At 32.2% G+C, this 15,427-nt stretch carries 14 protein-coding genes and 2 pseudogenes; 3 read left to right on the forward strand and 13 right to left on the reverse strand.

Features of this window, described 5'->3' with window-relative positions; translation table 11 throughout:
* Nucleotides 1-62: 62 nt before the first annotated feature.
* The 6 genes and pseudogenes from MUA37_RS12850 to MUA37_RS12875 form a co-directional block, all read right to left on the reverse strand.
* Nucleotides 63-776, reverse strand: coding sequence for a response regulator (locus MUA37_RS12850; protein WP_002509676.1), 714 nt, complete (start codon nucleotides 774-776; stop codon nucleotides 63-65).
* A complete protein-coding gene (gene dcuS, locus MUA37_RS12855; RefSeq protein WP_193325275.1) occupies nucleotides 773-2,371 on the reverse strand; it encodes a DcuS/MalK family sensor histidine kinase in 1,599 nt (532 codons plus the stop codon). The genes MUA37_RS12850 and dcuS overlap by 4 nt, the downstream gene beginning before the upstream one ends.
* 256 nt (nucleotides 2,372-2,627) lie before the next feature.
* Nucleotides 2,628-2,981, reverse strand: a complete 354-nt coding sequence (locus tag MUA37_RS12860) for a hypothetical protein (RefSeq protein ID WP_002509677.1) — start codon at nucleotides 2,979-2,981, stop codon at nucleotides 2,628-2,630.
* A 670-nt stretch (nucleotides 2,982-3,651) separates the two neighbouring features.
* The gene (locus tag MUA37_RS12865) at nucleotides 3,652-4,605 is read right to left on the reverse strand and encodes an SDR family NAD(P)-dependent oxidoreductase (RefSeq protein WP_193325276.1); all 954 of its coding nucleotides are present in this window, start codon (nucleotides 4,603-4,605) and stop codon (nucleotides 3,652-3,654) included.
* A 76-nt stretch (nucleotides 4,606-4,681) separates the two neighbouring features.
* Complete coding sequence (locus tag MUA37_RS12870) at nucleotides 4,682-5,200, reverse strand: TetR/AcrR family transcriptional regulator (protein WP_193325277.1); 519 nt, start codon at nucleotides 5,198-5,200, stop codon at nucleotides 4,682-4,684.
* An 87-nt stretch (nucleotides 5,201-5,287) separates the two neighbouring features.
* Nucleotides 5,288-5,983, reverse strand: a pseudogene (locus tag MUA37_RS12875) (macrolide 2'-phosphotransferase); the annotation flags it as partial.
* A gap of 85 nt (nucleotides 5,984-6,068) precedes the next feature.
* Here MUA37_RS12875 and MUA37_RS12880 point away from each other — a divergent pair.
* Nucleotides 6,069-7,210, forward strand: a protein-coding gene (locus tag MUA37_RS12880; RefSeq protein WP_262624696.1) for an IS3 family transposase whose coding sequence is annotated in 2 segments (ribosomal slippage) — nucleotides 6,069-6,339 and nucleotides 6,339-7,210 — 1,143 coding nt in all. Because the reading frame shifts where the segments join, the coding sequence is not laid out codon by codon here.
* Nucleotides 7,211-7,871: 661 nt separating this feature from the next.
* Here the strand turns inward: MUA37_RS12880 and MUA37_RS12885 are convergent.
* From MUA37_RS12885 to MUA37_RS12905, 5 genes and pseudogenes are all read right to left on the reverse strand, one after another.
* Nucleotides 7,872-8,066: pseudogene (locus MUA37_RS12885) on the reverse strand (recombinase family protein); the annotation flags it as partial.
* Nucleotides 8,067-8,254: 188 nt separating this feature from the next.
* Nucleotides 8,255-8,350, reverse strand: coding sequence for a type I toxin-antitoxin system Fst family toxin (locus MUA37_RS12890; protein ID WP_107373678.1), 96 nt, complete (start codon nucleotides 8,348-8,350; stop codon nucleotides 8,255-8,257).
* A 169-nt stretch (nucleotides 8,351-8,519) separates the two neighbouring features.
* Complete coding sequence (locus MUA37_RS12895; RefSeq protein ID WP_021459402.1) at nucleotides 8,520-8,969, reverse strand: hypothetical protein; 450 nt, start codon at nucleotides 8,967-8,969, stop codon at nucleotides 8,520-8,522.
* Between the two features lie 426 nt (nucleotides 8,970-9,395).
* Entirely contained in the window at nucleotides 9,396-10,082 is a 687-nt protein-coding gene (locus MUA37_RS12900; protein WP_142020057.1) for an LrgB family protein, read from the reverse strand.
* Nucleotides 10,083-10,469, reverse strand: coding sequence for a CidA/LrgA family protein (locus MUA37_RS12905; protein ID WP_002510593.1), 387 nt, complete (start codon nucleotides 10,467-10,469; stop codon nucleotides 10,083-10,085).
* Between the two features lie 476 nt (nucleotides 10,470-10,945).
* On the opposite strand from MUA37_RS12905, the gene MUA37_RS12910 reads away from it, so the two are divergent.
* The gene (locus MUA37_RS12910) at nucleotides 10,946-11,287 is read left to right on the forward strand and encodes a DoxX family protein (protein ID WP_107379997.1); all 342 of its coding nucleotides are present in this window, start codon (nucleotides 10,946-10,948) and stop codon (nucleotides 11,285-11,287) included.
* A gap of 124 nt (nucleotides 11,288-11,411) precedes the next feature.
* Here the strand turns inward: MUA37_RS12910 and MUA37_RS12915 are convergent, their stop codons facing one another.
* Complete coding sequence (locus MUA37_RS12915; protein ID WP_262624697.1) at nucleotides 11,412-12,476, reverse strand: WD40/YVTN/BNR-like repeat-containing protein; 1,065 nt, start codon at nucleotides 12,474-12,476, stop codon at nucleotides 11,412-11,414.
* 594 nt (nucleotides 12,477-13,070) lie between these two features.
* A complete protein-coding gene (locus MUA37_RS12920) occupies nucleotides 13,071-14,297 on the reverse strand; it encodes a hypothetical protein (protein ID WP_262624698.1) in 1,227 nt (408 codons plus the stop codon).
* 314 nt (nucleotides 14,298-14,611) lie between these two features.
* Here MUA37_RS12920 and MUA37_RS12925 point away from each other — a divergent pair, with 314 nt between their 5' ends.
* Nucleotides 14,612-15,373 (forward strand): MerR family transcriptional regulator, encoded by a 762-nt coding sequence (locus MUA37_RS12925; RefSeq protein ID WP_262624699.1) that lies wholly within the window; start codon nucleotides 14,612-14,614, stop codon nucleotides 15,371-15,373.
* Nucleotides 15,374-15,427 lie beyond the last annotated feature (54 nt).

The raw sequence follows: 15,427 nt of genomic DNA on the forward strand, positions 1-15,427 counted from the left end.
TTCTGAACACAATTATTGCGCTCTACAGAACACTGTTTACCATTGTTACTTGGCATTCAAAACTATTGTAAATATTGTTGTACGATATACATATTCTCTTTATTAAATGTATATAAATAGACCGGTCTACCGATACCGTATGTCATTGATTCTTCTAATACTTCTATATCAGCTAGAAATTTTAAATATTTACGTACAGATACACGTGAAATATTTGCCATTTCCGCAATTTCATCAGTAGAGAAAGCACGTTCTCCAGAATCATTTACTTTATTAATAATCGCTTGTAATGTTTTTTGCGTTAACCCTTTAGGTAAGTTGGCTTGCGTATTATCTGGTGTTTGGGTTTGTGACAATAACTGACGATCTAATGACGTCTGTGATATAGACTGTTGACCATGTAACAAATCATAATGTTGCTTATATTTATTTAATGCTGTTTTAAAGCGCTCAAATTCAAATGGTTTTATTAAGTAATCGACTGCACCATAGCGTAAAGCTGTTTGTACTTGAGTCACATCGGTAGCTGCCGTTATTAATATCGCATCCGTTGGTAGTTGTTGCGCACGAATATCACTTAACAACGCTAAGCCATCCTCTTCTGGCATATAAACATCTAAAAGAACTAAATCAATTACTTCTGTAGTTAACCGTTCACGTGCCTCTGCCACACTATTCGCCATAGCTACTAGCGTATAGCCTTCAATTTTAGCTAAAAATTGTTTGTTTAATTGTGCGACCATGGGATCGTCTTCTACAATTAATACTCGAATCATTGTTCACGCCTTCTTTCCGGATAAGGAATCGTCACTGAAAACATCGTACCAGCATGTTCTGGTGTTGTTATCGTAATATTCCCTTGTACTTTATCGATACTTTGCTTCACGAGATACAGCCCGTATCCTCTATGGTTACCTTTTGTGGAATAACCTTTTTCAAAGATTTTATGTTTCACCTCATCACATAAACCTTTACCAGAATCAATCACATCAATATAAAGATGTTCTAAGTCATATTTCAACTGAACATCAATTGATTTGGTGCTAGCAGTTGTGAGCGAATCCATACTATTATCTATTAAATTACCAACAATGGTAATGATTTCATGTGTTAAATAGGAATGCTGGGGCTCAGGAATTACCGTTTTATTTATAATCGTTAAAGTAATGTTTTGTTCCCGTGCTAAACTTAATTTTCCAATAAGAAAACCAGCTAATGCCGCATCTTTAATATGTGTCGCAATATTATCATCTTCTTCTGACCCATGTTCTACAATATCATTAATATACAACTGTAAGTCGTCATAATTTTCCATTTGCAACATACCTTGAATAACATGTAGTCGGTTACGAAATTCATGCGATTGCGCACGTAGTGTTTCCGCATATGTTTGCACGCCCACTAATTGTTGAGATAACTGGTCCATCTCTGTCTTATCTCTAAATGTAGATATTGCACCCACAATTTCATTATTGACATAGAGGGGAACCCGATTGACTAAAATTTTCAATCCATTAATATTTTGTTCTTCATCGTGTTCTGGTTTACCTGTTTCTAGTACTGTAGGCAACTGTGTCGAATCCATATAATCTGTAATAGGCATTCCTATGGGATCTGAAGGCAACCCTGCTTTATTAAAGATATCTTGCGCTGACTTATTAACTAAGTTGATACGACCATCACGGTTCACAGCCACAATGCCTTCATGTACAGATTGCAACATAGTATTACGCTCCCCTAACAATTGAGCAATGCCCGATGGCTCCAAGCCGTGAAGTATCTTTTTAATATAACGTGATAATAAAATTGCACCGACAATACCTACTAAAATGCCAAAAATAGCACCTAAAATTATATCACGGTTAGCATTGGCAAAGGCTTCATTCACATTTTCCATTGGTATCCCTACTGCTACAGCACCAATTTGTTCATCACCATCATAAATCGGTGTAAATGAGCGCAATGATTTGCCAAGTGTTCCTTTCGATTCTGACATACTAGCACGACCATGTAATACAGGATATTCATCTCCACCTTGAAATTTCTTGCCAATACGCTCAGGCTTAGGATGTGATTTACGTATACCATTCATATCCATGACTACTATAAAACTCACGTCTGTCACTGATTGAATTTCAGACGTATACTCTTGAATTTTCTGTTCATCTTGTTGATGTTGCAAACCAGATTTTACAATTTCAGAATGCGCAATCGTCCGTGAAACAACTTGAGATTTTTCCTCTGCAGTATGTCGCACAGCCTCTCGGACGGTATTGCTAATTAAAATACTCGTCACCACTAGCGCCGATAATACAACAATACCTACTAAGATAATAATTGTTGTACTCAGTTTCATTCGTTTTTTCTGCAAGACTCCCCACCCTCTTAACTTACATCTATTTAATCGCTAGATCATAATTTACTTTTAAAAATAATCATATCGGAAAAACATAATTTTACAACCTATTATTAAGATGATTACATATTTAAATTGCATTTTAAAATTATGATGTATTAACTTTTAGCATTATAAAAAAATAAAAAGCAAGGTAGAAACCAATATTATACGTTGGTCTCAAACCTTGCTCTATTCGTGTTCACTTATTATAGGCTAATGTAACTATAGTTTATGCTGTTAACATATAATTACGTGCTGTAGTGACATCTAGTAATGTTAAATGTTCTGTTGCATGACGTAACTCTTGTGCTGACTGGCTAAATAATGCCACTGTTGCTTGGTAATAACCATTACCCATAGCTGTTAGTGTCGAATTGATGTTAGCCGCTCCAATGTAATCTTTTGTTACCTTTAGTTCATTAGTATACGAAGTTAGCGCGTCTAACGTCAACATATCACTTTGATATAAACAGCAGTACACGCTTTCTTGTGTGTCTTTCGTTATGCGCTTCATTACATGTGCATCTACAATTTGTAGTAAATACTTATCATTTTCTTGATCTTGCATTGTTGCTTTAATCATTTTTATACCTCTTACTTTGTCATTTTTGATATTAAGTGTGATATAGCATGATTAATGCTGAAACATTTCATGATTCATCTATTTTTAAAGGAAACTCTGTATGACAACCACTACTGGTTGCACCTAGTTAACATGTTGGGTCATTATCTTACATATATGTGAATTGGTCAGTGCCATTAAAAATTCATAGCGTCTGACATTTGTGCGCTGGTACAATTTATAAATATTATATATGTTCCTTTAAACAATACTATCTCTACTTAATAACTTACGAAAAAATATATTATCAATTTTTGATATAAAAAGCACTAAATATTATTAAAAATCACTCATTACAACGAAATTGTAATTTTTTAGAAATTATCATGTAATACATTTGAAAACATTTTAATTCGTTAAACAATTTAATTTAAATTAGAAATTAAAATCGGATTTAAGAGAGGCGTGTAAAAATCCCCACACAAGTCTTGAAGCTAATGTGGGGAGCGTACGAATAAATAACATTTACAATATTTACAGTGCGTTTGGGGCGACTCCTGTGGAAAACACTACCCGAAGACTACAGGCTAAGGTAATGCCCGCGAAAAGCATGCACAAAAAAACTGCCAACAAAGTTGGAGACTTTATCAGCAGTTTGTATAAATACAAACTAAAAGATTTGTACTTATTTTTATACTTTATTTTTGCCATTATGACTTAGTGTTTCATTTAATGCTTGTTCAAAATCAGTTTTTATAATTGGACCAACTCGGTCTTCATATTTTTGACCATTTAAAATAAAACTTTCCTTTGTAATATACATTATTTCAGTAATTTCTCTCATGAAAGGATTGAATATTCCCATTAAAAATATCATTGTCTTATTTAATGGAATGATTGCTTTTTTATAATTAGTATTTTTACGTGCTAAATGAATAATCTCTTTTCCAGAAATAGGATTTCCTCCTGGTATATTCCAATTTTCACCATAAGCATCCTCTTTTTCAGCAATATTTACGATCATTTTAGCTGCATCTGGTAAATATATATACTCACGAGGTGTCTTCAAATTACCGATAAAGATAGTATTATTATTGTTTAAAACACCATTTATTGTAGGCTGTAAATATGAATTTTGGGAACTCGGTCCAAAATAATCCGGCAATCTAACAATTAACGGTTTCGCATTTTTCCATTTGTTACTATCAAAAATTAAATTTTCAAATTGCAGACGTATTTTTCCTTTTTTCGTATGTGGCAATTTAGGATGATTTTCATCGCCTATAGCAGATTGATGACCATAAACATATATACCATCAACGATAACGATTTTTTTTGATAATTTATCAGCTACTTTCATCACATTATTACCTATGATAGGTAACTTTTCTTCCATTTCTTGATAAGGTACGTTTGCACATTGGAAAATAATATCAACATCTACAGCTGCATTTTCAATTGATTGGTAGTTAAATATATCCCCTAAAGCATAAGAAAGCTTTGTATTATTATATTTTGTCATTAAATTTTGTAATTTATTTTTTGAGCGTCCAAAAGCAATAACTTCTATATTACGGCGTAATAACTCCGAAACAACAGCTTCTCCTGTACCACCAGTTGCACCTAAAACTAGAGTTTTTTTCATTATAAAACACACCCTTTTTATTTAGTGATTAATCAATAAATAAAATTTAAAAATAAATAACTACTTAAAGTAGTTATCAATTTATACTACGATCAATCAATTCTGGAGCATTGATAAATCGAGAGATGTTGCACAATATGCCTCTGGATAAAAAGGTAGTTACTTCGTTTTCTGGTTCGCTTACACCCTCTGCTTTAAATCTGTCTAATACATAACTTCTAATATTCAACAGACCAGTTCTGACCGTTTGTTGTATATTTTCTTCTGTTACAGAAAGCGCAACGACTTGAATGCTAACCTCATTAGGATACGTTGTAGAAATGTTTTCATAAACATCAATCATATCATTTACAATGTTCTCTTTTGTCGATTCAATGTTTTTAAAGTTTTGGATAATTCTATCAAATGCTTGATTTAAAGAAGCTATAAATAACTCTTCTTTTGTTTTAAAAAACTTGAACACGTATGGTTGCGAAATATTAGCTATAGTAGCTACATGCGCTGTAGTTGTCTTATAGTAGCCATTTTCAGCAAATGCTTTTAAACTAGCTTCTAAGATTTCTTGCTCTCTTTTTGCGCTATTATTATTCTTCATAAAACACCTCTATAATATTTATTGATTAATCACTAAATATTATAGACCATGATGTAAAATAACACAAATTATATATTTTGATAATTTCTACTTTTCCATACCTAACTCTTTTAATGCCATTTTTTCATATGCCGCTTCTCCTGATTCCATCGCAAATTCAGCAATAAACATTGGAAATACAGCATTGAGTTCTATAATATGCTTCTTCATTCGTGGCCAGGTTTCTCCTCCAGCTTTACCGTATGCTGTTATGAGTTGCTCCAATCCTGCATCGTCGAATACACGGTGGTGTCCCATAAAATCCATTGATGGATCGGATTGTATTGCTTCGGTCCAGTCTATGAGACCTGTAACATTTGCTTCGTCATCTACCATGATATGTCCTGGATGTAAGTCTCCATGAATCATGGTCGCATGTCGAGTCCATAGTTCATCATTTTCTAACCATCGTTGCCACCTATTCCATAAGTCATCTGCTACACCATAAGTTTCTTTAACTTTATTCATTCTTCTTTGAAAGTCATCTTTTACTTCTTGTATGTTTTTAATTTTTATATGCTGTGCAGAAATGTTTTCTTCTGGTATGTTGTGTAAATCTACAAGTGTTTCAGCTAATGTGTTAATAAAGTTTTCTGGTACTGGTTTATGTTCAATTGCCCATACATAATCTTGTAGTTCTGGATCTATCGTTGCTGCGGGTTGTCCTGTCAGTTTTGGATAAGCAATAAGGTCTTGTTCGTGTATTTTCCACTTCGGCACTTCAAAAGAAACATTTTTTTGTAAGTGAACTGACCCCAATTAGTGGGAATAAAATAAAAACACTTTCGTTGAATTCATTTAAAATGAATCATACGGAGGTGTTTTTTCTATGAAAATAATGTCTTATTCAATAGAAACAAAATATAAAACGATTGAAATGAAAGAAGCTGAATATACTGTAAAAGAAATTATGGAAGCATTAAATATCAAAAATAGCACACAGGTAAAAACTTGGTGGCGATGGTATCGAAATGGTGAAACTTATAGATTTTATCAACAAAGAGGCAAGCAATATACTTACGGCAAAGGCGTGAAAGAATTATCAGAAGTAGAACAATTAAAGTTAGATAATAAGAAAAAAGATATTGAAATAGATATTTTAAAAAAGTACAAGGAGTTAGAAAGGAAGTGGTATCCAAAGTAATTGTAGAATTAGTTGATCAATTCAAGCATAAGTATTCAATCAAAATGATACTCGATGTTTTAGAAATACCTCAATCGACATACTATAGATGGAAACATAAGGACAAGGAAAAAGATAAAGTGACTCAAAAGGTTATTGAATTATGTGAAGAAAATAATTTCACCTACGGTTATCGCAAAATTACAGCATTGATTAATCAATTGTATTCAGCGTCAATTAATCATAAAAGAGTTCAGAGAATCATGCGAGAGTATAATCTGAACTGCCGAGTTAGACCTAAAAAATCTAAAAAAATTGGTGAACCTTATTATAAAACAGATAATTTATTACAAAGACAGTTTAAAGCTAACCAACCAATGGAAGTATTAACAACTGATATTACTTATTTACCTTTCGGTAACTCTATGTTGTATTTATCTTCAATTATGGATGTTTATAACGGAGAAATTGTGGCGTATAAAATAGATAACAAACAGGGTCAAAGCTTAGTAAATGATACATTGAATCAAATAGATATACCTGAGAATTGCATACTACATAGTGACCAAGGCAGTGTTTATACATCCTATGCTTACTATCAATTATGCGAAGAAAAAGGCATTATCAGAAGTATGTCCCGAAAGGGAACACCAGCTGATAACGCCCCGATAGAAAGTTTCCATTCCTCGCTAAAGTGTGAAACTTTCTACATAAACAATGAGCTCAATAACTCTAACCAAATTGTAATAGATATTGTCGAAAATTACATTAAAAACTATAATAATAATCGAATTCAACAAAAACTAGGCTACTTATCCCCTAGAAAATATAGGGAATTAGCAGCCTAGAACATAGTGTTTTTATTAAGTTCTCATTCTAAGGGTTCAGCGCCCTTAAGAGACAGATTCTTTCTTGCTTAATTATACAAATCTTAATTCAGTAATATTTTATGCGATTTGAGAAACTGTGAGTATCTCTTATTTGCATTGCCCCACCATGAAGATAATCATTCTTATCATGTTTACTTCTATATAGTTACCAGTCTTGATTGATCCCTGATTCGATTGCTTCTTTTAATGAATTTACGATTTCTAACATTTAGTACATAGTTTAACAATGTTTTGTACCAATATAACAATAAAATCATAAAAGATTTTCGTAAAATTAAATTGTAGTTTACGTATTTATTTTTTTATGTAAATATAGTTGTGAAAGAGAATATTAGTTTTAAAGGTGTGAATACGAATGAGAGAAAATGTTAAATGGAAGGGCTACGAGATAGTATTTTTTGTGATTTCTATTATATTTTTAGTCTTAGCAAGTATTAATCTACTTGAAGTAACTAAATTCAGTCAAAATGTAGAATCATTTTTCTATTCTATATTTTTAATCTCTATGTTTATTGTAACTATGAGAAAATCATTACTTGCATCATTTTTATTTTTAATTGGCGGGATTTTATTCTTTATCAGCATTTTTTAAGATTAAATAGACTGTTCCCTTAAAATGATTTATTGACTCCTCAACGAATCGATCTCTCATTCTTACAAAATTAAGTCCTTCTTGAAATACAGGTCTAATTCTCATTGATTTGCCTGATTGTTTCTCTGTAAAGATTTTCTCTACGCCAAACTCCTTTAAATTATGCAGTTGTCTTTCTAAATTTTGATCTATTGAAGATACCCTCGCATAATCTATAATCATTCCAGCAAAGAACATTATTATTAAAAATCCTATAATACTCTCTATCTTATTTAATCACCCATAGATACCAATTTTGCATTCCCATCCTCTATGGTGTTATAATGTAATTAACAAAGATGTCGTGCATGTATGCACCAAATCCCCTCACTATGCCAGTAGTGAGGGGATTTTTTGGTGTGGCTAGTCGCCTATTTATCATTGCGTTTGCGTAGCCAGTTCGCAAACAAAGCAACGATGCAACCACTTGCTGCTGTGGTCATGATGGTTACAAAGATGTCGGTCATTACGTATGCACCTCCCCTCTACGTCAATTGACGCCTGAGAGATAGGCGACCTCAATATTATACCATCTGAATCTTTTGAATCCTATGTTCTTCCGCTATATTGAGTTACGCAGAAGTATTTTAAAACTCTCGATACTTAAATTGTTGTGAAAATAACACTAATCTGAATTTAAGTCTTTTTCTTAAAAAATTCATTAGCCTCACGTGAATACATGAAAATAATAGCGCTAACAACAAATATGATATGAAGTATTCTGCTAATTGTAAACAACAATGTAAATAAATTTATATTTTCAAAAAATGATAATACATTGTTATTAAGCATCCACTGTATTGGAGAGACAATCATTGATAATATGCCAAAAACACCTAACAAAATCGTCAAAACAATTCTTGCCCAATTTTTTGCATAAAGTAATTGACGAATAATTAAGATTAAAATGATAAAAAGTAATAATCTGAGAATAATATTAATAACAATGCTCCCTACCGTTTCTTCACTATTTTCAAGCATAAATTGCATTAATACTAAAACTAATTCAAACGTAGCAGCAATTATTGCGAAATACCATAAATAAACAGAGCGACGTATCGACTTGGGATAATTAATAATGTTCACCTTCCTATAACTTTTATTTTATCTTTATTAACACAAAACCCTTTTCTGTGAAGTTGAGGAGTTGGATAATTAAGTATTAATATTATCTTTCGGCATCAGATAAAACTTGTAAGTGATCTGTATATGCTTCTAATTGCAGTAGAAAAAATAATCAAAGATGCAGCAGTTTAAGCTCCAGAAAACAACAAAACGGACGAAGCTTCCATAATCATAGGAAATCGTTTTCATATCCATCACATCATGTAAAGAGTAACAAATATATTTCTTAAATACTATAAAGTTATTAAATTGTAATTTTACCTTATAACCTATCAAGATGTTATAATTTATTTAACAAGGAACTAGCATAGATACACCAATCCCCTCACTATTGCGAGTAGTGAGGGGATTTTTGATGTGAACAAGAATTTCTAGCATAGACTTACATCAATACAATATTAAGACCAATATCGGAATTATAATTGAACTTAAAACCGCAGTAAGTATCATTCCTATAGAACTAAACGTACCATCTTCTATATCAAATTCAAAAGCTTTTGCTGTACCAAAACCATGTGCTGAGTTGCCATAGAATAGTCCTCGAGCAATAGAATTTTTAAACTTAAATATATTAATAAAGTATTCTCCAAACATACTTCCGATTATTCCAGTAAAAGTGATAAACATTACTGCTATTGCATCAATACCACCGAGTTGATGTGTAACTTGTAAACCTACAGCTGCTGTTATAGATTTAGGTAATAATGTAACTATAATTTCTTTTGAATAGCCAAAAACTTTTAACGTTAAATAAATAAGAAAAAAATTAATAAGCGTTGATACAAATACACTAGTAAAGATTACTTTGGCATGTCTTTTTATAGTTTCCCAGTACTTATATAATGGCAAAGCAAGGGCCACTACTGTGCAATTCAACATATAGTTTATCCATTTGCCCCCTGCCATATAGTCAGAGTAATCCAATCTTAACAGCACAAGGACAGCGATGATAAAGATAGCTGATATCAACGCAGGATTGAGTATAGGATTTTTATATTTGATTTGTATTTTTCTAGAAATGATATACACAATAACGGTCAACAAAATCATGAAAATAGCTTTTAATACTTCCATTTAATCATGTCCACCTCTTTTATTAGACTTTGATAGCATCCCTTCTGCGACATAACCTGAAATAATAGCTACAACAAATGTACTAACAATAACTAAAACAAAGAACAGGATAAAATGCATATCAATAACTGTGACAACATCCATTAACCCAACTACTGCAGGTATAAAGAAAAATATCATTGTCGTTAAAAGAAAATTAGCTCCCTTATCTATCCATTTTTCAGGTATCACTTTAAATTTTAATAGTAAAAAGAAAATGATGAGACCGACAATACTACTAGCCATAGGAAGATGGAAGGCTTTTTGTATGATGTTGCCAAGATATGTAACGCCCATGATTAATACTATCTGACTCATTATTCTGAAAATTTTGGTTATAGTTTTCATACGCTCCCTCCTTAAGACTATGGTCATTAACTGTATAAAATCAAAATAACTACAAAAGCCGTATTGATTATGAACTAATCAACACAGCTGAAATAGAATTTCTTAAAATATATTAATTCTAGAACACAGTTTGAATTGATAGCGAATAGTGGGATTAAATGTTTTTAACATCTGTTTTAAAACATTTTTATGCCAGGTAAATGATTTCTCTTTAGCAATACATTTTTCATAATATGAATTTTAATTTTACTTATCTAATATTTATGTAGTAACAATAATACTTAAAACACTTCAAATTTGATTGCCAAATTATTAAATATAGTCTAATAATTATTTCATCTTTTGTTTTAATATTCAATATAATAGTTTGCTTCGTTTTGTTTAATCACGCATTAGGCATATAATGGAGATGAATAACACGTATCACTTTCCACAAAGCCTGTGGTTCTCGTATTAAACAGAAAGGAGTGGGTTTTATGCATATTATTATAATTATTTTACAAATCGTAGTTGGGATCTTTTTCCTCATGACAGGGGTCAAAATATTGTCTGGTACTATGAGCCAGGAGTTTGAACGACTTGGCTACCCAAAGATTTTTAATCAAATTACTGGTATTTTTGAATTTGTAGGTGGCCTAGCGCTACTAATTGGAATATTTTTCGTTCCCAGTGCCCTTTTTGGGAGTATTTTATTGGGCTGTACTATGTTTGTAGCAGCATTATCTTTAATCTTTAACAAAGACTTTCCATTTACTAAAGCACTACCAGCGCTTATTCTTTTTCTACTCAATGTCGTAGTCTTTTGGTATTATATATGATATTTCTTAATCGCTGTCCTAGTTGCATAACAATGTTTTCACATTATTGAAAAGCTAGTAATATATTAAAAGCGCCAAGTACACAATAACTGTACTTGGCGCTTTTTCATTTATAAACATCAACTTAATAATCTAGCCGGATGATTTGGTGGGCATGTTGTTGCGTCAGCTCTTCCGGCCAACTTATATTAAGCGAGGACCATTGTTGCCCTCCGTCTTCAGAATAGAAAATACCTTTGTTATTCGCTACATAAAAAACACCCATACTTTCAGACACTGCAGACACTAAAGTACCTTCTCGTTCCGGCAAACCAGCTGTTACTTCAGTCCATTGGTCACTATCATCTACATAATATAGAGTAGAAAAAGTATCCTCACCATAATGGTGCGCATTATAAGGTGAGTTAGACGTCGCAATTACAAAATTATAATCCTTTTCCGAATTTACCGCCAAGCCGAAACCATACTTATGTTCGATACCTACATTAAAATCTGACCATGTTGCACCATAATCTTCACTATAGACAAATGTACTGCGTCCACCTTCTAAAAAGGCATCTCCACATACACCGTATAATTGATTAGGATACTTAGGATGTACGCGTAAAACATGAATATCTACGGGTGCTTCTGTATTATTAGGCGCAGACCAAGTTTTACCATAATCTGTAGAATAAACCATACCACCAGCTTCAATTGTGCCGTAAATATTTTGTGATTCTTTGATGTTACTCGTTAACCACTTCACATGATGTGTATGTGGTCTAGGTGGGAAAAACCATTGTGCTTTGCCAGGAATATCATTAAAATCTGTAACTAATTCAAATGACTCACCTTGATCATAAGACGCAAACAAGGCACTCGGTTCTGTACCAACGAGTAAGATACTTTGACCGCCTGTTAAATTAAATGCTGCTAATGTAGTAATATGTGTCATATGAATATCATTTTCAGCAAATGCATCATGATGTTTAAAACGTGTACCTATCGGTTTCCAAGACGCACCTAAGTCTGAGCTCTTCCATAAGCCTCTATCAAAAGTACCACAATATAAAATATTATGGTCCATTGGATCTTGCGCAACTGCCAATGGATTAGCACCTTCAAAATTAGCTTCTATCCGATATTTTCCTTGCTCTTTCGACAATATAAGTAGCGTATTATCATATGTCACAGCAAATTGTTTCAAGTAATCCCTCCGTTAATAAAAATTGGCTAAAATTGCTATTAGTCATTGTTATACCACCAAATAGAGAAACCATAACTTTATTATTCAAAATTAAAGCAAATATATTTAAAATAATATTATTTTCGTGACTGTGACTAACTATAATACTAGGCATTCTTTGAAATGACCCAAGGACATGAGATTAAGCTAACACTGTCCTTTAGTTTCTAATTTACAATCTAAAAACCACTTTATTTGAGATACTTAACTCCTTAAAAAAGACTGTGACAAAATTGATTCGTCACAGTCTCAGTTATATTGGCAGTGCTTGGGCCGACTCCTGCGGGAATAGTACTCGCCGAAGACCACAGGCTGAGGCAGTACCCGCGGAAAGCGTGCACAAAACTGCCTACAAAGTCGCAAACTTTGTCTGTAGCCTCTTTTTTTATTATCAGAAAACAGACCTTAAATATTAGTTCTCCTAAAAGTTTTTCTATAGATTGGCAGTGCTTGGGCCGACTCCTGCGGGAATAGCACTAGCCGAAGACCACAGGCTGAGGCAGTGCCCGCGGAAAGCGTGCACAAAACTGCCTACAAAATTAGGGGACAACAAACTTATTTAATTTCTTTGAAACCATCTGATTTAAGATCGTTGTTTAATTCATCCTGCTTATCTTTTGAACTCGTCATCGACATTTTATCAGTCATATCATCTTTTACCAATCTATTATCTTCTAACTGATAGTTATTATAACCTTGGTAAGTGTAAGAGACATCTGGGTCAGAATACTTTCCTGTTTTAGTAACCTTAACGGCCGTAATTAATGACACATACGTAGGTTCAACTTCAGATACTGGAGACACCTTTTCACTACTTTCCTCTTCTTCCTCACCAAATGAATATTCATCCGCTGTATCTGCTTGTATTTTATAATAATTACCTAAATTTTCAGTGTTGTATTTAGTATATTCATCACTTTCATACTCTTTATCAATTAATGTATTATTTTTATCGATTAACTCATTAATATTATCTAAATTACTAATATTTTTAAGCCCTTTAACTTTAATATTTTGAGTGGACTTACCAGAAAATGTGCTCGATCCACTCTCATTGATATCATCAATAAGGCTTTGTGGTATTTTAAGTTTTACTTCATCACCATTACTTAAATTTCCATTATTAGCTACTGTAAAATCATAGTTAGATATTGATAATTCTTGTAATGATTTAGGCAAATCTTTACTAATTAAATTCAGTGAACCTGCACCATTTACACCTGTAAATTTAGGTTTTAATGCTGTAAATAAATCTTTTGCTTCAATATTTTCTGGTTCTTTCAAACCATGTGCTTTAAAGCTTTTAGTAAATTCTTTTACTTTTAACTTATAGTCTTTCGAAATACCTTTGTCGATAGTCAATTTCACAGTAACTTTATCTTTATTTTTTAATTCTTCCCCATTATGTATGTCTAAGTTAACATGTTCCAAAATTTTCCCAGCTGTTCTCGCTTGTTGTTGCTCTTCATAATTAAAATCATCTTCATCTAAGTCATCAGTTTCGTTATTTTCAATCATATTTAATACTTCTTTATTTTTAAAACCTGCTTGTTTCAACGCTTTTACTTGAAGTTTGTTCATGATTTTTTCATAAGAATCATCTGTAATTTCGGCTGTCCCTGTCTTATTATAACCATTAAAACTAACTTTTACGTCATCCTCTACATCAATCTTATGATTTTTTACGAGTAATGTCGCTACAACAATTATTATAATTAGTGCTACTACACCACCAATCACAAACCATTTATACTTATTCATAAAAGACTTAAATCGCTCCATACTATGCACTCCATTTATATAATTTTTTATAAAACTAATGCTTGATCATAAAATTACTACCAAATATGTTTTAATTTATTTAATATATATTTAAATTACCATATTTTATAAACAAATTATATATTTAATCGAAATATTTTTAAAATTTAAATTATTAATTTAATAACGTTAAGAGTTGCTACATAATAAACGATAAATAGCTATTATTCACTTTGTATGACAAGGATTTACTGATATTTTAAAATTATTATGATTTTTACTTGAGGTTCACGTAACGTCAAGCATTATAGTAGGCATTGTGGAGGTGAAACAAAATGGAATATACCATTAGTAATTTGGCAAATCTATCAGGAGTCAGTACGAGAACGCTACGTTATTATGATGAAATTGGCTTGTTGAAACCACATGATATTAACGATTCTGGTTATAGAGTTTATACACAACACGAAGTAGATTTACTACAACAAATCATCTTTTACCGTGAATTAGAGGTCCCCTTAAAGGATATTAGTACTATTATCAACCAGCCTTCATTTGACCAAACGATAGCTTTAGAGGAACACTATGACAAATTGTTGCGCAAACGTAACCGTCTCGACACTATGTTAACAACGATTGAAAAAACAATAGCAACTAAAAAAGGAGTGACTACAATGTCTGATCAAGAAAAATTCGAAGGTTTTAAAGAACATGTAATTTCACAAAATGAACAAAATTATGGAGACGAAATTAGAAACAAATATGGTGATGAGGTTATCGACAACAGTAACAAGAAGTTTAAAAATATGTCTAAAGCACAGTATGATGATTTTAAAAATTTAGAACAACGTATAGGCCAATTATTACAACAAGCATGTCAAAATGGCGATCCATCATCTACAATAGCCCAAGAACTTGTAGCAACACACAAACAATGGTTGCTATATACTTGGCCAAGCTATTCTACAGAAGCTCATATAGGGTTAGCAGAGCTCTATATTCATAATGCATCTTTCACTGCTTACTATGAGCGATTTGTTACAGGTGGCGCCCAATTTCTCAGAGATGTTATTGTGACGAATCTATCAAATAACTAAAGGTTGCTGTTAGCGGTAATTCTACCTACCGTCTAATACTACTGGTTTAATCTT

It is taken from the genome of Staphylococcus arlettae, assembly GCF_025560845.1.
Taxonomy (GTDB): domain Bacteria; phylum Bacillota; class Bacilli; order Staphylococcales; family Staphylococcaceae; genus Staphylococcus; species Staphylococcus arlettae.

Coding starts and splice junctions, on each gene's coding strand:
- MUA37_RS12850 (WP_002509676.1), bottom strand. CDS start 776: ATGATTCGAGTATTAATTGTAGAAGACGATCCCATGGTCGCACAATTA.
- MUA37_RS12870 (WP_193325277.1), bottom strand. CDS start 5,200: ATGAAGAATAATAATAGCGCAAAAAGAGAGCAAGAAATCTTAGAAGCT.
- MUA37_RS12865 (WP_193325276.1), bottom strand. CDS start 4,605: ATGAAAAAAACTCTAGTTTTAGGTGCAACTGGTGGTACAGGAGAAGCT.
- MUA37_RS12890 (WP_107373678.1), bottom strand. CDS start 8,350: ATGACCGACATCTTTGTAACCATCATGACCACAGCAGCAAGTGGTTGC.
- MUA37_RS12920 (WP_262624698.1), bottom strand. CDS start 14,297: ATGGAGCGATTTAAGTCTTTTATGAATAAGTATAAATGGTTTGTGATT.
- MUA37_RS12925 (WP_262624699.1), top strand. CDS start 14,612: ATGGAATATACCATTAGTAATTTGGCAAATCTATCAGGAGTCAGTACG.
- MUA37_RS12860 (WP_002509677.1), bottom strand. CDS start 2,981: ATGATTAAAGCAACAATGCAAGATCAAGAAAATGATAAGTATTTACTA.
- MUA37_RS12910 (WP_107379997.1), top strand. CDS start 10,946: ATGCATATTATTATAATTATTTTACAAATCGTAGTTGGGATCTTTTTC.
- MUA37_RS12905 (WP_002510593.1), bottom strand. CDS start 10,469: ATGAAAACTATAACCAAAATTTTCAGAATAATGAGTCAGATAGTATTA.
- MUA37_RS12900 (WP_142020057.1), bottom strand. CDS start 10,082: ATGGAAGTATTAAAAGCTATTTTCATGATTTTGTTGACCGTTATTGTG.